Source organism: Acidianus brierleyi, from assembly GCF_003201835.2.
Lineage (GTDB): Archaea > Thermoproteota > Thermoprotei_A > Sulfolobales > Sulfolobaceae > Aramenus > Aramenus brierleyi.
Window position 1 is genome coordinate 2,564,594 of record NZ_CP029289.2, and the last position, 23,773, is coordinate 2,588,366.

General features: G+C 33.3%; 22 protein-coding genes and 1 pseudogene. 14 read left to right on the forward strand and 9 right to left on the reverse strand.

The features are described 5' to 3' along the window. Positions 1 to 18: 18 nt before the first annotated feature. The 4 genes from DFR85_RS29745 to DFR85_RS32035 all read right to left on the reverse strand — a co-directional run bounded on the left by DFR85_RS29745 (position 19) and on the right by DFR85_RS32035 (position 2,052). Positions 19 to 615, reverse strand: coding sequence for a hypothetical protein (locus tag DFR85_RS29745; RefSeq protein WP_110271400.1), 597 nt, complete (start codon positions 613 to 615; stop codon positions 19 to 21). 121 nt (positions 616 to 736) lie between these two features. Next, positions 737 to 1,366 (reverse strand): hypothetical protein, encoded by a 630-nt coding sequence (locus DFR85_RS29750; RefSeq protein ID WP_110271927.1) that lies wholly within the window; start codon positions 1,364 to 1,366, stop codon positions 737 to 739. Between the two features lie 146 nt (positions 1,367 to 1,512). Next, on the reverse strand, positions 1,513 to 1,701 hold the full coding sequence (locus DFR85_RS32030; RefSeq protein ID WP_246252913.1) for a hypothetical protein: 189 nt from the start codon (positions 1,699 to 1,701) through the stop codon (positions 1,513 to 1,515). A gap of 15 nt (positions 1,702 to 1,716) precedes the next feature. After that, complete coding sequence (locus DFR85_RS32035) at positions 1,717 to 2,052, reverse strand: hypothetical protein (protein WP_246252914.1); 336 nt, start codon at positions 2,050 to 2,052, stop codon at positions 1,717 to 1,719. Between the two features lie 444 nt (positions 2,053 to 2,496). On the opposite strand from DFR85_RS32035, the gene DFR85_RS29760 reads away from it, so the two are divergent. From DFR85_RS29760 to DFR85_RS29785, 6 genes are all read left to right on the forward strand, one after another. Next, entirely contained in the window at positions 2,497 to 3,885 is a 1,389-nt protein-coding gene (locus DFR85_RS29760; RefSeq protein WP_432417913.1) for a SelD-related putative sulfur metabolism protein, read from the forward strand. Between the two features lie 105 nt (positions 3,886 to 3,990). Continuing rightward, entirely contained in the window at positions 3,991 to 4,890 is a 900-nt protein-coding gene (locus DFR85_RS29765) for an ABC transporter ATP-binding protein (RefSeq protein WP_210433917.1), read from the forward strand. Beyond that, on the forward strand, positions 4,887 to 6,302 hold the full coding sequence (locus DFR85_RS29770; protein WP_110271402.1) for an ABC transporter permease subunit: 1,416 nt from the start codon (positions 4,887 to 4,889) through the stop codon (positions 6,300 to 6,302). Before DFR85_RS29765 ends, DFR85_RS29770 begins: the two co-directional genes overlap by 4 nt. 64 nt (positions 6,303 to 6,366) lie before the next feature. Next, on the forward strand, positions 6,367 to 6,960 hold the full coding sequence (gene wrbA, locus DFR85_RS29775; protein ID WP_110271403.1) for an NAD(P)H:quinone oxidoreductase: 594 nt from the start codon (positions 6,367 to 6,369) through the stop codon (positions 6,958 to 6,960). A gap of 274 nt (positions 6,961 to 7,234) precedes the next feature. Continuing rightward, positions 7,235 to 8,668, forward strand: coding sequence for a thermopsin (locus DFR85_RS29780; RefSeq protein ID WP_246252915.1), 1,434 nt, complete (start codon positions 7,235 to 7,237; stop codon positions 8,666 to 8,668). Between the two features lie 155 nt (positions 8,669 to 8,823). Then, positions 8,824 to 9,417, forward strand: coding sequence for a GNAT family N-acetyltransferase (locus DFR85_RS29785; protein ID WP_246252916.1), 594 nt, complete (start codon positions 8,824 to 8,826; stop codon positions 9,415 to 9,417). A gap of 137 nt (positions 9,418 to 9,554) precedes the next feature. Here the strand turns inward: DFR85_RS29785 and DFR85_RS29790 are convergent, their stop codons facing one another. Together DFR85_RS29790 and DFR85_RS29795 are read right to left on the reverse strand one after the other, a co-directional pair. Then, a complete protein-coding gene (locus tag DFR85_RS29790; RefSeq protein ID WP_110271405.1) occupies positions 9,555 to 10,640 on the reverse strand; it encodes a hypothetical protein in 1,086 nt (361 codons plus the stop codon). Beyond that, positions 10,633 to 10,791 (reverse strand): hypothetical protein, encoded by a 159-nt coding sequence (locus DFR85_RS29795; protein ID WP_168367218.1) that lies wholly within the window; start codon positions 10,789 to 10,791, stop codon positions 10,633 to 10,635. The genes DFR85_RS29790 and DFR85_RS29795 overlap by 8 nt, the downstream gene beginning before the upstream one ends. A 376-nt stretch (positions 10,792 to 11,167) precedes the next feature. Here DFR85_RS29795 and fdhF point away from each other — a divergent pair, with 376 nt between their 5' ends. From fdhF to cutA, 6 genes are all read left to right on the forward strand, one after another. Then, positions 11,168 to 14,086, forward strand: coding sequence for a formate dehydrogenase subunit alpha (gene fdhF, locus DFR85_RS29800; RefSeq protein ID WP_110271406.1), 2,919 nt, complete (start codon positions 11,168 to 11,170; stop codon positions 14,084 to 14,086). Beyond that, complete coding sequence (locus DFR85_RS29805; protein ID WP_110271407.1) at positions 14,083 to 14,400, forward strand: DUF1641 domain-containing protein; 318 nt, start codon at positions 14,083 to 14,085, stop codon at positions 14,398 to 14,400. Before fdhF ends, DFR85_RS29805 begins: the two co-directional genes overlap by 4 nt. After that, positions 14,393 to 15,148: a formate dehydrogenase accessory sulfurtransferase FdhD gene (fdhD, locus tag DFR85_RS29810; RefSeq protein ID WP_110271408.1), complete on the forward strand. Its 756-nt coding sequence runs from the start codon at positions 14,393 to 14,395 to the stop codon at positions 15,146 to 15,148. The genes DFR85_RS29805 and fdhD overlap by 8 nt, the downstream gene beginning before the upstream one ends. A gap of 106 nt (positions 15,149 to 15,254) precedes the next feature. After that, complete coding sequence (gene cutB / locus DFR85_RS29815; RefSeq protein WP_110271409.1) at positions 15,255 to 16,088, forward strand: glyceraldehyde dehydrogenase subunit beta; 834 nt, start codon at positions 15,255 to 15,257, stop codon at positions 16,086 to 16,088. Position 16,089: 1 nt separating this feature from the next. Continuing rightward, entirely contained in the window at positions 16,090 to 16,575 is a 486-nt protein-coding gene (gene cutC, locus DFR85_RS29820; RefSeq protein WP_110271410.1) for a glyceraldehyde dehydrogenase subunit gamma, read from the forward strand. Further along, positions 16,572 to 18,815, forward strand: a complete 2,244-nt coding sequence (gene cutA, locus DFR85_RS29825) for a glyceraldehyde dehydrogenase subunit alpha (RefSeq protein ID WP_110271411.1) — start codon at positions 16,572 to 16,574, stop codon at positions 18,813 to 18,815. Before cutC ends, cutA begins: the two co-directional genes overlap by 4 nt. A gap of 15 nt (positions 18,816 to 18,830) precedes the next feature. On the opposite strand, the gene DFR85_RS29830 is transcribed toward cutA, so the two are convergent. Together DFR85_RS29830 and DFR85_RS29835 are read right to left on the reverse strand one after the other, a co-directional pair. Then, positions 18,831 to 19,499, reverse strand: a complete 669-nt coding sequence (locus DFR85_RS29830; protein WP_110271412.1) for a DUF4097 family beta strand repeat-containing protein — start codon at positions 19,497 to 19,499, stop codon at positions 18,831 to 18,833. A 36-nt stretch (positions 19,500 to 19,535) separates the two neighbouring features. Continuing rightward, positions 19,536 to 20,595 (reverse strand): annotated as a pseudogene (locus DFR85_RS29835) (IS110 family RNA-guided transposase). Positions 20,596 to 20,735: 140 nt separating this feature from the next. On the opposite strand from DFR85_RS29835, the gene DFR85_RS29840 reads away from it, so the two are divergent. After that, positions 20,736 to 21,941: an RNA-guided endonuclease InsQ/TnpB family protein gene (locus DFR85_RS29840; protein ID WP_110271413.1), complete on the forward strand. Its 1,206-nt coding sequence runs from the start codon at positions 20,736 to 20,738 to the stop codon at positions 21,939 to 21,941. A gap of 176 nt (positions 21,942 to 22,117) precedes the next feature. Here the strand turns inward: DFR85_RS29840 and DFR85_RS29845 are convergent, their stop codons facing one another. After that, positions 22,118 to 22,870 carry an ATP-binding cassette domain-containing protein gene (locus tag DFR85_RS29845; RefSeq protein ID WP_162582867.1) on the reverse strand — a complete coding sequence of 251 codons (753 nt, stop codon included), beginning with the start codon at positions 22,868 to 22,870 and terminating at the stop codon, positions 22,118 to 22,120. 98 nt (positions 22,871 to 22,968) lie between these two features. Between DFR85_RS29845 and DFR85_RS29850 the strand changes: the two genes are divergently transcribed. After that, the gene (locus tag DFR85_RS29850) at positions 22,969 to 23,772 is read left to right on the forward strand and encodes a hypothetical protein (protein ID WP_110271415.1); all 804 of its coding nucleotides are present in this window, start codon (positions 22,969 to 22,971) and stop codon (positions 23,770 to 23,772) included. Position 23,773 lies beyond the last annotated feature (1 nt).

Below are 23,773 nucleotides of genomic sequence, written 5' to 3' on the forward strand. Positions count from 1 at the left end.
TATCATAACTGATTCATCTTAAAAAGTTTTTTCATTAACATAGAAGTGTTTAATAATTAGTTGGCCTAAAAAATCACTTCCTACTATAGTGTAAACTCCAGGAGAAAACTTCTTAAAAGAGCCATTTTCCCAATAACCATTTATAATAAATGTCGTCTTTCCATTCTCATAATAATTGTTAGCCTTTATTATACTGGAATGAGGTAATATTTCAAAAGAAAACTGTTTAGGATCATTTGTAGTAAAATTAAATATATTTAAAGGAACACCGTATGAAATATTATACTTAGTATAGTATCCTTTGAAAATAGCTAAATTAAAAGGTAATTTACTCTGATTAGGAAGGGGATAAAATATCTTAAGGTTTGATTCTCCACCTCGAATTATTGTGGATCCGTTATTGTAGAGAAAAACAGTTATCTTCAGGAATTGTCCAGGGTAAATTTTAGAATTATTAAGTATAACGTAGAAATTCACATCGTCTTTCTTAGTCTTTACATCTCCAGTTATTAGGGCTAGATAAGAAACATTTATTCCATTTATAAAAATATGAGCAAAAACCAAAGAATACATAGCTATAACAATTATTACAAGGCAAATATAAGCAGGTCTCATAAAATATGATTGGGAACGATCTCTAATAAATTTTTTTATAATATTTATAAATGTGAATTAACTAAAATTTTATCTTTTTTAATTAATTTAAAAAATTTCTAGTTTTCCAGAAGAATCTCTATTATGTTACAGTAAAATATTCCAGTACTGTTTGATTAAAGTAGCTAATTCCTTCTACTGTGTATATTCCCGGTGTAAATAATGTGAATTTGCCAGATAAAGGATTAGTATAATTTGTTATCCAATACCCATTAATAGAAATAGAAATTTCATTATGTACTGTACCTACAATTTTTCCGTTATATATCAATTGCATTTGATTAGAGAGAGGCAGTAGTTTATACTGAGTTGCTGCTAGGATTACAGGGCAAAAATATATTCCAGGTTTATAAAGATATAAAGGAGTTGCGTTAGATATATTTGAGGTAGTGTAGTATCCTTTGAAAATTTCTAGCCCTACTAATAGATTTTGACCACATGGATATGGAGATGGAAGACGAATATAATGTTTGCCTACATTAACATAATAAGGAGATTCTCCCATATAATATAATTCCGTTGTAATTTGTAATGATTGTCCAGGTTTTATACTAGTGGAATTAAGCTCTAGATCAAGCTTTAACAAATTTGGCGAAATTGTTTGGACACTGGAATTGCCAAATTGAGTACTAGAATATAATTCTATATGTAAAAATAAAAAAGTAAATATGGATCCAATAACTATAATTAAAATAGGATATGTTGCTCTCATCATTCTATACCTAATAATATAATATTTTAAGTATATTCCAAAATATTACATATGAAAGATTTGTCTGAGAGCAGAATCTCGTTATTTAATTAAACGTAATGTCTCAGCTAATTTAGAATATTTCAATTATATAATGAAAATTTTTATTATGTTACAGTAAAATATTCCAGTACTGTTTGATTAAAGTAGCTAATTCCTTCTACTGTGTATATTCCCGGTGTAAATAATGTGAATTTAGCAGGTGTAGCATAATATCCTTTAGGGAAAACAGCGATGTCATCTTTCCCTCTACCTATTGATTTTCCGTTATATGTCATTTGAATTTGATTAGACATTGGAAATATTTTATATTAATTTGGATGTATAATACATATACATGAAACTACCAGATTATTATAAATGGAGAGAGGTGTAGCGTTAGATATATTTGAGGTAGTGTAGTATCCTTTGAAAATTTCTAGCCCTACTAATAATGTATTGCCATACGGAAATGGAGACGGAAGATTTATACCATTTTTGCTTACGTTAAGGTAAAAGGGCGTCTTTCCGTTATAATATAGATTTACTGTAATGTTTATTGATTGTCCAGGTTTTAACTTGGTAGAATTGAGTGTTAGACTTAAACTGAACATATTCTTGGTTGTTGTTTTGGCTACTGGATAGGCATGGTATGATTCATTGTGCAAAAATAGGAACGCTAGAATAGATGCAATAATAATTATTAATAATATTTGGATATACTATTTTCATTTATTTTAATTAAAAGTATACTATTGAATTTTACATAAAACATTCATAATATTGCTCTAAAATTCAATAGTATTATATAGTAATAGAAACATTTATATATAAATTAATAGTAATATTTCATTATATCTCTGTATAATTAGATAAAAAGAGAGAATAAATACTTATCCTTTAAACTTATAATTTTACTTCCAAATAGTGGCATATGTGCTTAAGTAAAACAACATAATATATTAAAAAATGTTTAATATAAAAGGCAAAAATAGATGACGTTTTTAATTATTTTAAATTTATCCCTAAATATGAACTTTAATATATAAGTTTATCTGTAGATATACACATTTAACGAAAATTTTAAGAATTTGACAATAAAGTATATTTATATGGAAGAAGTTTTCGAGAGATTTAAGGAAAATCTTGAGAGATACAAGAAAATGGGATTAAATCCGTTGTCTTTAGCTACTGGTTGTGCAGTAAAAGTAGATTTAATAGATACAGTTTATCCAGCATTAGAAAAAATAAAAGAAAAGCTCATAGAAAATAACATAGAGGTCTTACCCAGGGAAGACGCAGATATTTTTGTAAGTAAGGAATTGATAGAAACAAAAAGAGTTATTGGTGAGGGAAGTTTTGATGCAGATAGAGCTATTAGTTTAATTCAAGTAAATCAAGAAACTGCTGGAAATCCAGAGAAATTCGCTAATTTTTTGTTAAGGGCTTATACTTCCATAAAAACTAACAGAAAATTAACAATAGGTAAGGGACACTCGATTGTAACTACAGTACCTAAAGCTGAAGTGGCAGTTATAGATTTAGTAAAATTAGAAGGAAAGGATACAAATTCCTATACACTAGCTAATAACGATACAATACAAATCGTAGATCCATTAGACGATCCTGGTTCTCAAATGCAAGTGGATGTTGCTATATCTAATTCATTAAATGATCTATTCACAAAGGGAGCTTTCCAGAATTTAAGAATGACGCCATTATATGATTCTCCAGATATTGATCTTAAGGAGAGGCTTAGAAAGAATTTTTATAATTTTTCTAAGAAATATAATATAGAGATAAACGATGATGTACAACCTAATACTGGAACGTTAATGATTGGTGCTACTGTGTTTGGAGAATCCGATCACGAATTACCAATATATTATAATAAAGTAGAGGAGGGTGACGTAATAATAGTTAGCAGAGAAATAGGAGAATTGACTCCAATAAATGTTTACATGTGGGTTTTAGCCGCACCAGAAATTTTAGATGTTATGGAAAGTAAAGGAATATCTTTTGAAAGACTAGAAAAAGCGAAAAAGAAGGCCTTAGATTTAATGAGAGTTCCTAATTTAGGAACTGCCAAAGTAATTTACAGTTATCTTCCAGAATTCAAGAAAGTCTTTGACAGGGAAAATCATATAACTATGACGACGGACGTAACTGGGCCAGGTATTTTCGTAATTAAGGAGTTTGCAGAAAAAGCAGGAGTTGATGTAAAACTTGAGGAAATCCCAGTAATTGATAAGGATATAGCAGAATTTGCAACAGAGAGCTTCATCATACCTAACTCTACTGCAGGTACAAATGGCGGAATAGTAATTTTCAGTAGTAAAAAAATTGCAGACGATATTGTAGAGGATCTTCATAAAGCTGGAATGAATCCTAAGATAATAGGAAAGGTATTACGAAAAGGAAGTGGGACAGTATACGTTAATAGTGAAATTGAAAAATTTATTCATAGAAAGAATATATTAAAATATTTTAAAATTATATGATACTAAAAGACAATAACTAATTATTTCTATAATTAATTGTTAATGTTACTGTTCGGAAAATGAACTGCTGAGAAAATTTAAATACTACAACCAAATAAAATAGTGATGATAGAGGTTTCAAATATTTCGAAGAAATATGGCAATTTTACTGCTTTGCAAGACGTTAAGTTTACCGTAAATAATGGAGAATTAGTAGGATATGTAGGCCTAAACGGTGCTGGTAAAACAACAACTATTGAAATAATTGCAGGTGTTTCGTATCCTAACAGCGGAGACGTCATAATTGATGGACATAGTATTATAAAAGAAAAAAAGGAAGCGTCAAAAAACGTTAGTTGGGTTCCAGAATTACCTATATTTGAGCAAGATGCTAAAGTTCTTGATTATTTTATTTATCTTGCAGGATATTACGGTATAGGTAAAGAAGAGGCTAAGAAGAAAGCAGAGGAATTATTTTCCTTAGTGGGCCTGCAAGGCAGAGAGAAGGATAAATTAAAAAATTACTCTCAGGGTATGAAAAAGAGATTCGCCCTAGCTGTGTCCTTACTTTCAGATCCAAATAATTTCTTATTTGATGAGGTTCTTAATGGACTCGATCCACAAGGGATAATGTTCTTTAGAGATCTTGCTGTGAAATTGAAAAGAGAAAACAAAGCTGTACTCTTCTCTTCCCACATTCTTACAGAAGTAGAAAATATAGCAGATAAAGTTATTTTTATACATAAAGGAAAAATAATAAGGCAAATGTCGATTGAAGAAATTAAAAGCTTTACCAAGACCAACATTTTCAGAGTAGTTTTGGGAAGGATTGATGGAGACGTAATTAAGATAGCAGAAAAATATGGTAATCCAAAACTTCAAGGAAATACAATTTTTATAGAGAATTTTAATGGAAATATTCCAGGACTCTCTTCTGATTTATTAAATTATAATGTAATAGAGATGGGCAAAGTAGAAGGTAACTTGGAGGAAGTTTTCTTTAAGTTAATTGGTGAGCAAAAATGAAACCAGTATTTTATGATTTTAAGAGAAGTTTTCTTAGATTATCTGTTATTCTTTTTATAGTAATATTTGCTGCAATAGGTATAGCAGTATCTTATGAAACTTATGCTACAAACGTTTCCTCTAATCCATACTATTTTCACAATCTTAACGTATTAGGCGTAAGTATCCAAAAAGATAATGGAGTTGAAGTCATAGGCTATGTATTTAATAACCATGGAATTCCTATAAACAACGCTCAAATTAACGTAAATGGAGCGTCCTATAGGACTAATACTTCTGGATACTTCGAACTTAATTTACCTCAATCCTATTTCGAACCTATTGCCGTGAGTTACAATAATCAGAAAATTGAGTTTATTCCACTTCCAGTATTCGAAAACGGTTCAAAATACTTATCAGCTGAAGGCATTGAAGAAGGATTCGGCTATGGAATTCAGAATAATGTCCAGAATAATACTGTAAAATACGCGTTTGCTGTCATTAATAATAATGGAAAAGGTACACTTATTTTAGCTATAGATACTCCAAATAATCAGAAAGTTTACGTTAGTTTCTTAAATAATTCTTTCAGTGTCACTATATCTATTACTTCTTTTAAATATGTTGGAAACGTTACTAGTTACATTAACTTTTATCATCTTCAAACTCCTAATTCAATAAAACTTTTATCAGTTGGAGTTAAATCCTCAAGTTCCTTTACATTTCCTACAACGGAATATTATCCAGACGGTTCCGCAATAAAATCATTAGTAGGTGGAATAAATGGAGTAATTGGAGGTTTTACTTTTATTTTCCCTGCCGTAATGCTGTATTTAGCCTATATTCTATTCTCAAAGCCGAGAGATACTGGAGCTTTGAAGTTCATACTAGCTAGACCTATAACCAGAAGAGAATTATACATTAACAGATATTTAGGAGGTGTTCTAACAGCTATAATATCTTCTTTCTTGCTCACTTTCCTATCTTATGCTACTCTTTCAATTCTAGTATCATCGTCAGGAATTTTATTACCTATAGATATTCCACTAATATTGTTTGTTTCGACTTCTGGAGCTCTTATTGGATTCTTTTCGTTAGTGTATATGTTACCATCTTTTATAAAATCAGGAGGTGCAATGTTAGGAATTTCGATATTTCTCTTCTTATTCTTTCAAATAGGATTAAGCACTATTGCTGGAATAATAGCCTTTACAACTGGACATATAAATGAAGTAACTCAGATGATCTATGGAATTTACTACTTTAATCCTCTTGGAGCAGAATCGTACGGTACCTATTACCTAGGAGTTCAATATGGAACAACGCCGACAGTAAGCTCAGTCCATTTACCTTTAGTAATATTATCGTCTATAGTATGGATAGCTATTCCGTTTATAATAGGTTTAATAAAGTTTAATAAGATAAATATTTGATTTTTTAATAATATACTTGACTAAGGTGAATTAACTTTTAAACTGCGTTAGAACTTTTTCGCTTATGGACACAAAAATTCTCGTTCTGTTCTATGGATATGGGTCTATAGTTGAGCTAGCTAAAGAAATAGCAAAGGGTGCAGAAGAAGAGGGTGCAGAAACTAGAATAAGGAAAGTTAGGGAAACTCTATATCCAGACTTAATAGAAAAATTCCATGTACCGCTTGATAGTACTAAGGATATTCAAGAAGTAAATTTAGAAGACCTTAAATGGGCAGACGGATTAGCAATAGGTTCACCAACAAGATATGGCAATATGGCGGGAGGAATGAAAACATTTCTTGATACTACTGCGCCTTTATGGAGATCTGGAGATCTCTATGGTAAACCAGTAACTTTCTTTACAGAGGCCTCAACAATTCACGGCGGACATGAAACGACTATCTTAACTATGACAACTTATGCTTTTCATTTTGGAATGATTATAGTACCTCTAGGTTATGCAATTCCAGAAATATCTTCTACTAATACTGGAGGAAGCCCTTATGGTTCTTCACATTTAAGCTCTAAAAAGGATTTAGATGAAAATGAAATAAAGATTGCAAGATTTCAAGGGAAGAGAATAGCTCAAGTAGCAAGAAAACTAAAAGGCTCATAAAATCCTTAATATTTATTTAAACTAATTTATCTATTAATTAAGAAATTTTCTAATAAAAAAGTAAATCATGACTCTCATTGAGGAATATTTTAGTTTCTTTTAGGCTATAGTGCAAACGAAATAAACCCTTATTTGTAAATTTATCATATAGAATGATAAATAATTTAATATTAATAATTAAAAAATAATTTAATAAATTCGCTATAAATCACAAAATCGGTAATACATTTGATAAAAAACTTTATATATTGTTAGTTAACTTCTTTAACTGAACATGAAAATTCTATATATTCTTTTGCTAATATTAGTTTTTACATCAGTTGTGGAGCCGTTTTTTGCTTCCTCTCTAGTATCTTATCAGCCGGTAACGCTTCCTCCTAAATATTATGAATATTATCCAATAAACGTCACTTCTGGACAATGTTTATTTTTTCACGTAAATACGTCTGCATTAGCTACAATAATGCTGTTTAACCAAAATCAGTTCAATATCTTTGAAAAGAATTCTTCAGGTACGCCTATTTTTTTTAACGTTAGTGATAATGTCAGCTATAAAGTGGGTCCGCTAAGCACTGATACGTATTATATTGTAGTTTTAAATAATGTAACTAATAATACAATAAATGTAAATACTGAATATTCACTTGTTCCGTACAACGTCTACAATGTTAGGTCTTCTCTTCCAGCACCAATAGGAATTGCTGACTATGGAGTGTATAATATCTCCAATACTTTAAAAGGAACTATAACAAAATATGATGAGGCAATAGGTTACGTAACAATATATAATATCTCTGCGTTTAACTCTACACCACCAGAAGGCGTAAACAGATCTGGTGCATCATTACAGTTAAATAGTGTATTACAAATCAATACAAACAATGGTAGTTATCAATTTTGGCTTCAAAACGTTATAGGTTTTATTACGTCAGAAAGAACATATTATGTAGAAGACAATATATGGAACTTTACCTCAAATGTCTCCTATTTAACAAATTCTAGCGTAAACGGTAAAGGCTCAGTTTTCCCTTATAAAAACGAGTTTTATTATGCATATGGAACTAATTATTATAACTATACCTTTCCTTTATCAATGATACTCTATATAAAGGTTGAAGGTATTTCAAGTGAAGGTGTTACGATTTCCTTTGGTTATAATAATGGTTCCGGTATACAGTGGTATGATAATGCAACAATTAATGTAGCTAATGTTAAGTCCACTTATTTGCTTATAGACGACTATAATGTTACTGGTAGTCAATTATATTATGATCTTGAGCTAGTATTTGCAGGACAAGCCAATGGAGAATATACTTATTTTAAATCCATGAATGCTAGCCTAGGATTACAGATTATATTACTTAATGGCACATTAATAACTCCAGAAAACTTTTACACTTTTGGTTCTGATACTGAAGAATCCGCTGATAACTTAATTACTATATTTAAGGAAAATCAATCATGGGTTCTTATTGGTAATGATAACTTCTATAATATTGGAAACACAAGTATACCTAAATTCTACTTACACCCATTATCAAACAAGAATATATCTAATGCCTCATCTAGTTACTCAAGAAGTATAATACCTTCAAATACACAACAATCGTCTAATGCCACGTCGAATTTTAGCATGTTAACCTATTTACTTTTATTTGTACTCTTTATATTGGTAGCATTAGGTATCAAAAGGTTGAGAAGACGCTAAAATTAAGTTATTTTTTAGGTTACTTTGTAACCTCTACAATGTAACCAAATCTTTATATTAAAATGATTTTATAGTTAATATTTTTAAGTATATAATTTTTAAAATATTCTACTGATATAAACTAAGTTTTAAATGAAGTAAAAAGATAGGTTAATGTGGAAATCGAAATTAACGGTATTAAAATTCAGTTAGTAAATTCGACTGAGAAAAACGTTAATGATTATTTAGAATTCGTTAATTCATTATCTAAAGATGAAGATAACTATACCTTAGTAAGATATAGTGAAGTTAATAAAAATCAAATAATTGAATGGTCTAAGAGCTGGGGAAAACAAACAATGATGATTTTAGCTTATCAGGGAGATAAAGATACTCTGAAAGTTGTAGGAAATATTCAATTAAATAAAGGTAGATATTTCGGATCAGAAAGACAATTTCATGTTGGTGAAATAGCTTATGCAGTAGATAAGTATTTCAGAGGAAAGGGTCTAATCTATGCTCTTTTTAGTTACTTACTAAGAAGTACTGATGTAAAGATACTTACGGCATGGGTAGATGAAAGAAATATTAAATCTCAAAAGATTTTGGAGAATTTAGGTTTTGAAAGACTTTGTAAAATTAATGAATTTATGTATTCACTTAAGGAAAAGACATTCGTTAACTTAATTTTTTATTCTGGAAGAACTGAAGTAGCCAGAGAACGTGTTGAAAAATATTTGGAAAAATTTAACTTAAAAATTAAATATTAGCTGTGTTATTTTTTTTAAATCTATTTTAATTTGATTCATATTAGGTTAATATGTAAATATAGTACTAAAAACAGAACATGTATATCTAATACTTAATTGTCGTTGACAACAGTTTCCGATAAGCCGTGAATTTTATGTCATTTGATATTATTTAACATTCCTAATCCTTTTAAGGCTATTAAGTAAGCTGAGGCTGTGTGTCTGTCAAATCCCTTCTCCCTCATCATCCTATCGTGATACTCAGAATTTGTAGTACCCTTTGGATTAACTAGAATAACGTTGAAACCCAACCTAAGTGCTTTAATAACACCGTGAATTAACAACTGCTTCTTAGCGAAACGTGAAACCTTCCTATTACCGCTCTTACTCCTAGTGAACCTCCTCCTCTTAACTAGGAACAAGTCCTCAAATACTACATAATCAACACCAACCCTTGATAGGAAATTGAGGGACTCTGATAGAGCATTCAAACGCAAAGCCATAGCTTTCCCTTTAGGAAAACCTGGTCTAGTAACATCTGAATACCAAAAAGTCTTAATGGCAATAACTTTACCATCCTTATTAACTACAACAACGTTCAACCTATCACTGTTCAAATCAAAACCGGCAATCAAACCGTAACCCACAGGTTTTGGTAAAGAGAAGTGCTTCAGATAAAGCCAGAGCGGTACTTGGAGGTGGATCATAGGGTAATGTTTAAAACTAATTACAGCACCGTAACCCTCCTCCTTCCTTTCTGCTAATTCCTCCAACTCATGGAGTAATGGTAAGTACTCCTTGCCTAAGTACGCTTTGCCGTGAACCCACTTACTCCATGGGTCTTTAACTCTAACTTCCACATGGTCTTGAAAAACGTGGAACTTCACATTCCTATTGCCCTTATCACTTTTATTCCCCCTACTACCAAACCAGAACCTCTTGACCTTAGCGTGCAAAATCTTATCCTTCTCTCTATCCAACAAACCATCAGTAATTGTCTTAGCTTGCTTTAAAGCAGTTTCGAGGTAAATATAGTTCGGTAAGATGCTGTAAAACTCCTTAGTTAACTCATCAACACTCTTCCCATCAAACAATGGCCTAATAGCACTCTTAACTACTTGTGAGTAAGCCCTAGCAATCCTAACTATCTTATCCTTATCTTCAAAAATTACCTTACCATTCACTGTAACGAATTGGAAGTTTTCGAGAGCTTCCCTAGAACAGATAATCCTATTCCTAATCATCTGGTAGGATAACAATTACTATCACCTCCTTTTCCAACAAGCCCTTAATCTTCTCATGAATGCTTTTAGGAACGTATATTGCGTATTTTGGATCTCCGTATTTGTCATGACCCATTGAGAATATTTTTGAATGGAATGTAACTTGAACCATAATTGATTATTTAAAGTAAAGCTTATAAGCTTTACTTACAAAAATTAATCGGAGGGTGCCACTATGAACTCGATGAGCAATGTGAGGGGGAGGAAGGTGCTCAATGAAACTCCCCATGTCCTTGAAGGGAGTGGTTTAACTACCGCTCCCGTAGACGGCATGGGGAGGGAAATAAGGGGCATGAGGACGAGAGGTTGAATACAAATTCATGAAACCTCAATGAAAGTCCGACCCCTAAATTATAAGATATTTTTAATAGCTTATTTAGTTAATAAAATCTGTCATTTCTTTTTATTTCTGCTTTATTTCGTTTATTATGTCTATAAAATTTTTATACTAAGATAGTTTTTTAAATATTAGTTAATACTTATTACACATGTCCTTTAGAGTGAAAATAGATGGTAAGGAATTAGACGTCAATAAGGGAGATACCATTCTAAAATTACTAGATAAAAACGGAATATATGTACCTCATATATGCTATAATCCATACTTAGGTCCTATAAGGACATGTGACACATGCGTTGTGGAAGTCAATGGAAAAATTGTGAGAGCGTGTGAAACATATGTTGAGGAAAATATGAACATAAGAACAAATACTGACAAAGTTAAGGTCGCTAGACAAAAAGCTTTCAATACTATCTTAAGAAATCATGATTTGTATTGTACATTTTGCGACAATAACGTTGATTGCGAATTGCACGATGCAGTATCTAGACTAGGGATTTATTCCCAACATTTTATTCCAAAACCTTATGAAGTAGACGATTCAAATCCTTTTTATGTTTACGATCCTAAACAATGTATTTTATGCGGGAGATGCGTAGAAGCATGTCAAGACATTGTAGTTAATGAAGTTATAAAGATAGACTGGAAATTAAATCCGCCAAGGGTAGTATGGAGTAATGGTAAATCTATAGACTATTCTTCTTGCGTGTCTTGTGGAACATGCGTTACAGTATGTCCAGTAAATGCGTTAATGGAAAAGTCAATCTTAGGTGAAGCAGGGTATTTTACTGGAATAAATAAGGAAATTAAGGAAAAACTTATCTTGGCAGCGAAAGCAGGAGAAAAGAACTTCGCTCCATTCATGTTAATAAGCGATATAGATAAGCAGATGAGGAATTCTATAATAAAGAAAACAAAAACCGTATGCACTTTCTGTGGTACAGGCTGCTCATTTGAAGTATGGACTAAAGGAAGAAAGATACTTAAAGTAGAACCTAAACCAGAATCTCCGGCTAACGGTATAGCTACATGTATAAAAGGAAAATTTGGTCTAAATTTCGTCAACAGTGAAAGATTAACTAAGCCATTAATAAGAGAAGGTGATAGATTTAGAGAAGCTACTTGGGATGAAGCTATCTCTCTAATAGCTAGTAAACTTACTGAAATTAAAGAAAAATATGGTCCAGATTCTATAGGAATAATAGCATCATGCACATCAACAAATGAGGAAGGTTATTTAGCTCAAAAATTTGCAAGGCAAGTAATCGGAACAAATAATGTAGATAATTGTGCCAGATATTGTCAATCTCCAGCCACTACGGGACTTATAAGAACTGTAGGATATGGAGCAGATAGCGGATCTTCAGATGATTTAGCTTGTGCGGATTTAATAATATTAATTGGCACAAATACTGCAGAAGCCCATCCTGTAATTGCAGGAAAAATAAAAAGAGCTCATAAGCTATATGGTAAAAAGCTTGTTGTAATAGACGTTAGAAAGCATGAAATGGCTGAAAGGGCTGACATATTCATTACTCCTAAAGTAGGAACGGATATAGTACTACTAAACGGAATAGCAAAATATATTATAGATCAAGGATGGGAAGATAAGAAATTCATAAGTGAAAGGACTGTAGGTTTTGAAGAGTTTAAGAAAAGCCTAGAAGAATTTTCTCTAGATTATGTAGAGAGAACCACTGGAATTAGTAAAGATATTATTATAAAGATAGCAGAAATGATCCATGAAAGTAAGGGTATAGCAATTGCTTGGGCTATGGGAATTACTCAACATCAAGACGGAAGCGAAACTTCTACTGCAATATCTAACCTTTTGTTATTGACTGGAAATTACGGTAAACCTTGTGCTGGAGCTTTCCCATTAAGAGGTCACGCAAACGTTCAAGGAGTAGGAGACGTTGGAGCGCTATACAACTTCCTCCCTGGATATCAATCGTTAAATGATGAGGAAGTAAGAAGAAAATTTGAGGAAGCATGGAATTGTAAGTTATCGAGGAATCCTGGAATTCCGAGCACGGAAATGGTAGATGCGATTTTAGAAGGGAAAATCCATGCTATGTATATAATGGGAGAAGACAAGGTCCTTGCTGATTCTGATCAAGCTAAAACAAGGGAAGCTTTAAGCAAGCTTGACTTTTTAGTAGTTCAAGATATGTTTATGACTGAAACTGCAAAATATGCTCATGTCATCTTACCTGCGGCAGCTTTCCTAGAGAAAGAAGGTACATTTACTAATACTGAGAGAAGAATCCAAAGATTATATAAAGTCATGGAACCTTTAGGAGAATCTAAAAGTGATGGAGAGGTTCTGCAAATGTTAGCAAATGCAATGGGTTACAATTGGAATTATTCAAATCCTTCTGAAATAATGAAAGAAATAGCCAAACTTGCACCTATATTTGCAGGAGTAACTTACGATAGACTAGAAGGATTCAAGAGTTTACTTTGGCCAGTTAAGGAAGATGGAACTGATTCCCCATATCTTTATAAAGATAGATTTCCATTCCCTGACGGTAAAGCTAGATTCTATCCTACAAGAATTATAAAACCTGTAGAGACGGATGAGGAGTATGATCTTTATTTAGTTAACGGAAGAATGTTAGAACAATTCCATTGGATGCATATGACTGGAAAAACTCCGGGAATAATGTATAAGGTTCCTGAGACTTTTTTAGAAGTTTCTCCAGAACTTGCAAGGAAATTAGAACTTAAGGATGGAGATACGGTAATGGTAAGATCTAAGACTGGAAAATTGAAGACTAAAGTAATGATTACAAATAGAGTCTCTGGAGATAGAGTATTTCTCTCAATTCATGATAGTAAAGATATGAACGTTAATTTGGTAACGTTAGATAATAAAGATCCTACTGCTAAAACTCCAGCTTATAAAGAAACTCCAGTAAAAATAGAAAAAATAGAGTCATGTTCTGTCTGTGAACCTCCGTTACCGAAATGGAATCCTAGAAATGCTGAGAGGACACCTCAAATAGGTGTTAAGGTAGAGGAAAAGTGGCAAAGAAAAGATTATATTAAGGTGACAGACCAATGACGCAAGAAGATGAAGAAGTTTTTGAACTAGTTAAGGAATTAAAGGATTCGGGTTTACTTGATATTTTAATGTCAGCATTAAAAAATAGAGAAGGAATACTATTGGAAATAGCTAATTGGTTACAAAATAATGAGAACGTTATGAAGAACCTTTCTACTTTTCTTGCAGCTTTAAGTAAGCTTAATCCTGATGAAATGAAAAAGGCAAGGAGCTTGACCGATGTTCTTAATATGGTTAAGGATCCAGACGTTCTTTCGGGATTATCTTTCTTTCTTAACCTAATGAAGGTAATAGGGGAAGTATTACGTGAGTGAAAAAATAAGAATATTAAGATATATAGAAGGAAAAACCTTTCCCGATAACGATGAGATAGTAATTGAAGAACCATTAAAATTGACTATATCATACAAGAATATTTCTAGAACGATATATATAATGAGAACTCCAATAGACGATAAGGAATTAGCAATTGGATTTTTATTTACTCAAGGGATTATAAAGAAGTTAGAAGACGTAGAGGATGTAATTCAAGATAAAAATTCAATAACAGTAATACTTAGGAATCCTTTTAGTTTTGAAAGAGAGCTTCTAGTAAATTCTAGCTGCGGTATTTGCGGTAATCCTACGCTCGTTAAAATACTATCTAGGAAATTTGATATTAAAGTAAATAGAGATATACTAATGCAGATTCCTAAGAAAATGATAAACCTACAAAAAATATTTTTAGAAACTGGAGGTCTACATGCGGCTGGAATATTTGATTCTAACGGTAATCCAATTTTCATAGAAGAAGACGTAGGGAGACATAATGCCGTAGATAAGGCTATAGGTAAACTACTATTGTCTAATATGGATTCCTCAAATTTAATACTCCAAGTAAGTGGTAGAGTAGGATATGAAATTGCTGAAAAAGCTGCAATTGTTGGTTTTCCTATTATTTCTGCGATTTCAGCTCCTACTACATCTGCCGTAGAACTATGTGATTTTGTTGGAATATCGTTAGTAGGTTTTGTAAGAGGAAATAAACTAAATATTTATACTCATCCAGAGAGAATAATATAAATACTTCTTGTCGGTTATATTTCTTTATCTTCATATTTAACTTAAACTTTTTGCAATAGTTTTGTAATGAGAAATACTTAAATTAGGATAAAAAGATAACACTATAATGTATCCACCAGAATTCGGCTATTTTAAGCCAAGCAGTGTAGACGAAGCTCTAGATTTTCTAGATAAGGAGGATGCCAGACCAATAGCTGGAGGACAAAGTTTAATACCTATGCTTAAACTAAGAGTAATTTCATTAAATTATGTAGTAGACTTAAATCCGCTAACTTCTCTATCATACATAAAAGATGAAGGGAATGAGGTAAGAATAGGTGCATTAACTAGACACGCAGAAATAGTTTCCAATACCTCATCGAAAGTTCCATTACTTTACGATGCTGCAAGACAAGTAGGAGATGTGCAAGTAAGAAACTTAGGCACAATAGGAGGAAGCATAAGCAATGCAGATCCCGCAGCTGACTATCCTTCAGTACTTTTAGCGTTAGATGCTAAAGTAGTAATTTCATCTAAATCAGGCGAAAGAGTAGTAAGCGCAAAGGACTTCTTTAAGGGACCTTTTACAACAGATCTAAAAAAGGGAGAAATCGTTAAGGAAATTGTATTCCCACGTCTAGAGGGATACAAAACAGCATATATTAAAGTTGTTAGAAGAGCAGGAGACTTTGCTCTAGCATCCTTAGCCATGGCTATAAAAGTTTCAAACGGTAATGTTGAAGACGTTAGATTAGCATATTCAGGAGTTTCAGATTCTCCATATAGAGCATATGAAGCTGAAAAAATCTTGATAGGTAACAGATTAACAGACGAAACAATACAAGAGGCAGCCGAAAAAGCTGCTGGAGGAGCTAATCCCCCAACAGATGTAAGGGGTAGTTCTTGGTATAGAAAAGAGGTAATGAAAGTTATTACAGTTAAAGGTTTAAGAGGTGTATGAAATGCGGGTTAAACCAGGAGATAAAGTTAGAATAAGAGTAAAAGTTAACGGAATATCGTATGAGAGAGAAGTAAGTCCACGAAAATTACTGGTGCATTTCCTTAGAGACGATTTAGGATTGACAGGAACTAAAATAGGATGCGATACTACGACATGCGGAGCATGTACTGTTCTTTTAAACGGTAAGTCAATAAAATCTTGTACTTACTTAGCTGTACAGGCTGACGGAACTGAAATAACTACAATAGAAGGATTAGGTAATGGCCAACTTCATCCTATTCAGGAAGCGTTTAAGAACAATTTCGCTTTGCAGTGCGGATTCTGTACTCCTGGCATGATAATGCAGACTTATTATCTTCTTAAAGAGAACAAGAATCCAACAGAAGAGGAAATAAGAGATTGGTTACACGGTAATATATGCAGGTGTACTGGGTACCAGAATATTATAAAAGCAGTTAAGGAGGCATCTGAGAAGGTGAGATTATGAGTTACGTAGGTAAGTCTATAAAAAGATTAAACGATAATAAATTCGTATCTGGAAAAAGCACGTACGTTGATGATATACAGATATCTTCGCTTTATGCAGGATTTGTTAGAAGTACTTACGCTCATGCTAAGATAAATTCGATTAATGTTTCTGACGCACTAAAGGTTAACGGTATAGTTGCAGTGTTTACTGGAAAAGATCTAAATCCTATGTTAAAAGACGGTATAGGACCTTGGGCAACTTACGTAAATCCTAAAGAATGGAAATATGTACCTAGGAAAGCTCTTGCAGAAGGAGAAGTGAAATACGTTGGAGAACCAGTAGCTATAGTCATAGGTACTGATAAATACGCAGTAAGAGACGCTATGGATAAGGTTAGTGTAGATTACGAGAAACTTCCAGCAGTAATAAATATGGAGGATGCGTTAAAAGGAGACGTATTAGTTCACAAGGAGCTGGGCAGTAACATTGGTTATAATAAAGATTTTAATGCAGGAAACGTAGAGTCTGCATTCAAATCTGCTGATAAGGTAATTCCAGTTGAGATTTCAAATAGTAGACTAATTCCTTCTCCAATGGAACCTAGAGGAATAATTTCTAGATATGAAGGAGGTACATTAACAATATGGTATTCTACTCAGATTCCCCACTTTGCTAGGGATGAATTCAGTAAAGACTTCGGAATTCCTTCTAGTAAAATAAGGGTTATAATGCCAGACGTTGGTGGAGCTTTTGGAAGTAAGGCACATCCTATTCCGGAAGAGTTAGCTGTAATAGCGTCGTCAATAAAGTTAGGTAGAACTGTAAGATGGACTGCAACAAGAAGTGAAGAATTAATATCATCTAATGCAAGACATAATGTATTTAAAGGAGAAGTCGCAGTTAAAAATGATGGCACAGTATTAGGAATTAGAGGCCAACTTTTAGTTGAGCTTGGAGCTTATTTAACTTATACTGAAGGTATTCAACCAGAGATAATTCCTCCAATGATTCCTGGACCTTACAGAATAAGAGATCTTGCAATAAATAGTGTTGCAGTTTATACTAATACTATTCCTATAACAATGTATAGAGGGGCAAGTAGACCTGAAGCAACGTTCATTATAGAGAGAATAATGAGTACGGTAGCGGATGAACTTCATATGGATGACCTAGAATTGAGAGAAAAGAACATGGTAAGGGCAGACGAAATGCCTTATAAGAACCCATTTGGTTTAACTTATGATTCTGGAGATTACATATCCTTCCTTAAGGAAGCTAAACAAAAATTAAAATATGAAGAAACATTAAGATGGGCAGAAGAAGAGAGGAAAAAAGGAAGAAGAGTAGGAGTTGGAACTGCGTTCTATCTCGAAATATCTGCCTTCGGTCCTTGGGAATATGGAGAAGTTAGAGTAGATGATAGGGGTAACGTTACAGTTATAACAGGTGCAACTCCTCATGGACAAGGAGCAGAAACAGGAATAGCCCAAGTAGTTGCAGATGAATTACAAATAGATATAGATAGAATAAATGTAATATGGGGAGACACTCAAATAGCAGCTGCAGGATTAGGAACTTACGGGTCCAGAACTATATCAATAGGAGGAAGTGCGGCGAAATCTGCAGCATCACAAGTTTTAGAGAAAATGAAGAAAGTTGCCGCAAGAATGCTTAAAGCAGACGTAGAAGAAATTGAGTATTCAAAAGGAGAATTTAGGCATAAGAAAGAAAATAAGAAAGTAACCTGGGAAGAAGTTGCGAATGAGGCATATAATGGAAAAGATCCTGGGTTATACTCTTCAGTAACTTTGGAGGGAGACGTTACTTTCCCATACGGCCTTCATTTAGCTATAGTGGAAGTAGACGATACGGGCATTGCCAGAGTTAAAGAATATAGAGCGTATGACGATATTGGAAAAGTAATAAATCCAGCATTAGCAGAAGGTCAGATACATGGTGGAGCTATGCAAGGAGTAGGCCAAGCACTTTATGAAGAAGCAAAATTAGACGAAAATGGTCAGTTGGCAGTTAGTTACGCTGAATATTTCGTTCCTACAATAGTTGAGAGTCCGGTATATACTTCATACTTTACTGAAAAGCCTCATTTATCGAATTACGCTACTGGAAGTAAAGGTGTAGGAGAAGCTGCACTTATAGTAGGTCCAGCAGCAATAGTGAGGGCAATAGAGAACGCTACTGGGAAAAAGTTTAATAAAACTCCTGTAACTCCTGAGGAGATATATAGGAGCCTACATTAAATTCTATAAATTTCCTTATTTTGTAAATAAGTTATATATTTTTATTTCTCCATTATTAACATGGGCATTAACTATGGAAGAAATAGAAGTTTCATTCATTTTTTCTCCGTTGATGTAAATTTTACCATTATTTACACTAGGGATAACATGTATTGAGTTATTTGCTAAGTTTATTTTTATTTCTCCATTATTTACTGACGCGCTAAGGAAATTCGCTTCAACATTCTCTAATTTTATTTCTCCATTACTTATGAATAACAGCCCATTAGAAAATGATACTGAATTTAGGTCTATAATCCCATTACTTATCTCAAGATTAGAGAGATTGGAGTAAATATTACATAAGGATATTTCTCCATTGGCCATGTTAATTGTTATATTATTATATGAATATTCTGGCAATTCTATTGAAATGTCTACGCTGTAAGTTTGATAGAAGCTATTGGGGTTACTTACGTATACATAAAGGCTGTTGTCTATAGTATAGTATGTTAATTTTATGTCATTTAAGGATGCAAACAGACCTTTAGCTACAAGATTGAAATGAAGAGATGAAACTTTGTCTCTAACTATACTAACATGACCATTAGTATCAACTATAGATATATTTTTTATCTTAACAAGGGCGTTCAGTAATAAATATTTCGGTTGAACTTCAAGCATAATGTCAACTAAGATTGCCACGTGTACCTTTCAATCCACGTGGCGATTTGGGGAGGATCACTTAGGCTCATAAGGCTTATTATTATACCAAACACTCCAAACTATTCTAGCCAATTTCCTGGCTAAAGCAGTGTACAACTTCTTTCCCTTCAACTTTTCCTTATGGTTCTCGTAAAATTCTAGTAATGTAGGATTACGAGAGTAATTCATCTCAGCGAGGAAGTAGAACAAGCTGCGCAAATACTTATTACCCTTCTTCGATATTCCCTTACTTACAGTAGCTTTACCGCTCCTCTCAACTATTGGGTCTAAACCGCAGTAGGCTACGAAGGACTCAGGGTTAGGAAAGCGTTTAATGTCCCCAACAATGCCTATTATTATTCCCGAAGAAAGTTTTCCTATTCCCGGTATAGTTAATAGAACGTGATTTTCAGACTGTGATTGTATCATTTTCTCTACTTCTTTTATTTTCTCGCTTGTTTCCAGTAGTGCTTTAGATAATACTTCGATTTCTTCAAGTACGATCTTTGTGTACTCTAAGTTGTATAATTGTATTTTGAAGTTTCCTTTAGAGAATTCTTCAAGCATTTCCTTGCTTATTTTTTCCTCGTCACTGACTAGGAATAGTGCTCTTTTTACCCTGTTCTTGTACTTTACTTTCAACTTTTAGGAAGATATATAGTGTTACTAGTTCTTTCAATGGGTTGTAGTTGTACTCCTTTGCCTTGTTTGCCATGTTTATTAGTTTTTGTGCGTCGTAAAAATCTGTTTTCTTTCCTCTCAAGTCCTTCTCCTTCCATAGTATATTTGGGCTTACTTGTAGTATCTTGATCCCTTTTCCCTTGAAGTATTGACATGGTTTTATTGAGTATGCTCCTGTCGGTTCGACCACTATTGTGTTTAGTTTCACTTTTAGTATTTCTTCATAACCCTTCTTGTTGTTCTCGTAGACCCTCCCCTCACTCGTTACTAGATGATCTTTTGATATGTCTATTCCTAGGATCCCTACCTCTTTATCACACCTATATCCGTGCATATTATCACAATGTTCAGTCCGATGGTAGGGGTTTGTCACGCCCCCGTTCGAAGACTTTGCTTCAGTCAAAGGGTCGACCATGTTTCCCAGTTGGAGAGTATTACTCTCCCCAACTAATTAATCTATATAGGTTCAAAGGGGGCGGAAGACTCCATCCGTAAGGGTGGAGATGGATAGCCCCCTTTGTAAAACTTATATACTTCTTTTTCAAATATTCTATTATGTCCGACGTAGGGTTACGCTTCAGAGCTTACGCTGACGAACAAACATTGAGGGCGTTAAAAGCCCAGTTGAGGTTAGCATCAGAAGTATACAACACTCTACGTTGGGCAGACATCTATTTTCATGAGAGAGACGGAAAAGGACTCACTAAGACGGAGTTGAGGCAACTAGCTCTCGATCTGAGAAAACAGGATGAACAATATCAACATCTATATTCCCAAACACTGCAGCAGATTGCAGACAGATTCTACGACGCTAGACAGAGGTTCTTCGATGGGTTAGCACGTTACCCAAAGGAAAAGAAAGCACACAAGTGGTACTCCCTCGTCTACCCTCAATCAGGTTGGAAAGTCCTGAAGGTGAGAGAAATAAGGACGAAGAGCAAGAAGAACAAGAAGAAGGTAATAACGCTTCAGCTGTCAAACCTAGGGATCTTCAACGTTATTGTTCATAGGGACTTCCCGCTAGACAAGGTAAAGAGGGTAGTAATCAAGTTAACACCATCAGGGAGAGTTTACATTACTTTCGTTGTGGATCAAGAGTATCCTCAACTCCCAAAGACAAACAAAGTTGTTGCTGTGGATGTTGGCGTAGAGAAACTTCTCACTACCTCTGACGGGGAATATGTGCCAAACATGAGGCCTTACGAGAAGGCACTCAACAAGATGAAGAAGCTTCATAAAGCTCTCTCACGGAAGAAGTTCTTGTCACACAACTGGTTTAAGGCAAAGATTCGTCTAGCGAGGGCTCACGAACACTTGAAGAACCTTAGGAAGGACATGTACATGAAACTTGGTAAGTATTTTGCTGAGCATTATGATGTTCTCGTAATGGAGGATATTCGCGTTAAGCAACTTGTTGGTAAGTCTCTCAGAAGGCTGAGGATGAGGTTACACGATGTTGCTATTCATGAGCTTAGGAGTATCATGAGATATCAACTTGGGAAGTACGGTAAGAAACTCACTCTAGTGGATCCTGCTTTTACTTCAATGACTTGTGCTAGGTGCGGACATGTTAAGAAAGATTTGACGTTGGCTGATCGTGTGTTTGTCTGTCCCAAGTGCGGTTGGGTCGCTGATCGTGATTATAATGCTTCCCTCAACATCCTAAGAAGATCGGGGTCGGAACGACCCTTAGTGCCTGTGGAGCTGAGACCTCTACCTTTGGCAAGCCTCGGCTTTGAAGCAGGAAGCCACGTCCGTTAGGGCGTAGTAGTTCACCATAAAATAATTGTATAGTTTTCCCTTCTATTACCATGAATCGTTTCATATAAGAAAATAATTTAACAGATTAAAATTTCAATAGTTTCGATTATGGACTACTTTACCATTTTCATTTTAGTAGAATAGTTAATTTCTATATTATATTTCATTCTGACTATTTAAACGTAGTCATATATATTGTTTATATCCAGAATACTGGAATTGTCCTTAGAGGAAACTAGTGAATATTTCCTTTCTCCTATTTCAATTTTAAGTATTGAGCCTTCTTTATTTCCTTCGACTAATTTGCTTGAAAGGAATTCTTTTACTGTAATAGGGCCATATAGCTTACCTTCAATCATTAGGTACATATTCCATTCTTGAAAGTTCTTTAACATTTCGAGGTCATGAGTTACTATGAACCCTTCTTTTCCATATTTGTTTAGCCATTTCATCATTATATTTTTTCTGTTTTTATCTAAATTTTCGAAAGGTTCATCTATCATCACGATTTTAGGTTCAGATGATAATGCTAACGCTGTAAATACTATTGTTTTTTCTCCCATGGAAAGGGAAAAAGGATTTTTATCTAAGGGATTAATATTTACTTCTTTCATCATACTTTCAAAAAGATCTTTTTTGCATCCCTTAATTTCTGATAATATGGAAAGAATGTCTTTAACTTTCATTGCTATGTAATAAGCGTCTGGTATGTTAGTGGAGAGGGAAATATAATTAATATCCTTCAACTCGTTTCCGTCTATTTTTACACTTCCTTTATATCTATAAAATCCGCTTAGTGTTTTAAGCAACGTCGTTTTCCCAGACCCGTTGGGACCTAAAATTAAAGCTTTATTATTTAATCTAAAATTAATATTCTTTAGAATTATTTTTCCTCTAATCTCTAATGAAAGATTATTTGCTTCTATCATATGATTAAGTATACTAACTTTTAAAATAAGGGGACATGTTAGTTCGAAAATTGTACCTTTCATTTCTAATTAAGTATGTTCGATCACTAATGTATTCTATGGAGTACTTAAAATATGCATTAAAATCTCTCCTTAAAGATAAGAGAACATTAATATGGTCTTTATCTTTTTCTTTATTTCTTGATATTTTAATTATTTTCTATCTAAATCATATTGGAGGAGTAATTGATAAGCAAACAATTTCATTGGCGTCTGGAATAGTTTATGCCCTAATTGTAATGATGTCTATGAGTTTTGCGTCAATAGCTATTGGAAGATCCTTCGTTGAACAATCTAGGTCATTTGGTTATATTTTCAAATTTTCTAAAATGAATGGTAAAAGTTATTTAATACAATTAATTAGTGCAGTAGCTCTTATTTATTTCATAATTTCCTCAGTATTTCTAGTTATTACTTCTTATCTTTTTTATGCTAAATATGACATATTCGTTTTACCCTATAATACTGTCGAATTGCTCTTAATTTCTGTTATTGGTGGATTAACGTTAATGGGATTTGTATTGTTAACTAATGAGATTGTTCTAAGATTTCAAGGAAGAAAAAACATAAACTTCGTTCAGTTTGTTCCAGTTTATCTTTATTTTTCATTAGATTGGGCAATAGTGGAATCAGGAGTTCACGGATCTTTATATTATCTTTCTCCGTTTCTTTCAATAACATATCTAATGAGTTATTCATATGCAGGGACAACGTTGTTTCCATTTAACGACGTACCTTATCATTTTAATATAGAGCTAAGCATAATTTCTATTATTTCGTGGATTATAACACTTATTGGGTTAAGTAGTTTACTTATAAAGAAAATATATTTAAGCCCAGAAGAGGAGGAAAGAGTGCTTTAAA

Bases quoted from the DNA above. Each gene is read 5' to 3' on its own strand.
- DFR85_RS29745 (WP_110271400.1), bottom strand. From the start codon at position 615: ATGAGACCTGCTTATATTTGCCTTGTAATAATTGTTATAGCTATGTAT.
- DFR85_RS29750 (WP_110271927.1), bottom strand. From the start codon at position 1,366: ATGAGAGCAACATATCCTATTTTAATTATAGTTATTGGATCCATATTT.
- DFR85_RS32030 (WP_246252913.1), bottom strand. From the start codon at position 1,701: ATGTCTAATCAAATTCAAATGACATATAACGGAAAATCAATAGGTAGA.
- DFR85_RS29760 (WP_432417913.1), top strand. From the start codon at position 2,497: ATGGAAGAAGTTTTCGAGAGATTTAAGGAAAATCTTGAGAGATACAAG.
- DFR85_RS29765 (WP_210433917.1), top strand. From the start codon at position 3,991: ATGATAGAGGTTTCAAATATTTCGAAGAAATATGGCAATTTTACTGCT.
- DFR85_RS29770 (WP_110271402.1), top strand. From the start codon at position 4,887: ATGAAACCAGTATTTTATGATTTTAAGAGAAGTTTTCTTAGATTATCT.
- wrbA (WP_110271403.1), top strand. From the start codon at position 6,367: ATGGACACAAAAATTCTCGTTCTGTTCTATGGATATGGGTCTATAGTT.
- DFR85_RS29780 (WP_246252915.1), top strand. From the start codon at position 7,235: ATGAAAATTCTATATATTCTTTTGCTAATATTAGTTTTTACATCAGTT.
- DFR85_RS29790 (WP_110271405.1), bottom strand. From the start codon at position 10,640: ATGATTAGGAATAGGATTATCTGTTCTAGGGAAGCTCTCGAAAACTTC.
- DFR85_RS29795 (WP_168367218.1), bottom strand. From the start codon at position 10,791: ATGGTTCAAGTTACATTCCATTCAAAAATATTCTCAATGGGTCATGAC.
- fdhF (WP_110271406.1), top strand. From the start codon at position 11,168: ATGTCCTTTAGAGTGAAAATAGATGGTAAGGAATTAGACGTCAATAAG.
- DFR85_RS29805 (WP_110271407.1), top strand. From the start codon at position 14,083: ATGACGCAAGAAGATGAAGAAGTTTTTGAACTAGTTAAGGAATTAAAG.
- cutB (WP_110271409.1), top strand. From the start codon at position 15,255: ATGTATCCACCAGAATTCGGCTATTTTAAGCCAAGCAGTGTAGACGAA.
- cutC (WP_110271410.1), top strand. From the start codon at position 16,090: ATGCGGGTTAAACCAGGAGATAAAGTTAGAATAAGAGTAAAAGTTAAC.
- cutA (WP_110271411.1), top strand. From the start codon at position 16,572: ATGAGTTACGTAGGTAAGTCTATAAAAAGATTAAACGATAATAAATTC.
- DFR85_RS29840 (WP_110271413.1), top strand. From the start codon at position 20,736: ATGTCCGACGTAGGGTTACGCTTCAGAGCTTACGCTGACGAACAAACA.
- DFR85_RS29845 (WP_162582867.1), bottom strand. From the start codon at position 22,870: ATGATAGAAGCAAATAATCTTTCATTAGAGATTAGAGGAAAAATAATT.
- DFR85_RS29850 (WP_110271415.1), top strand. From the start codon at position 22,969: ATGGAGTACTTAAAATATGCATTAAAATCTCTCCTTAAAGATAAGAGA.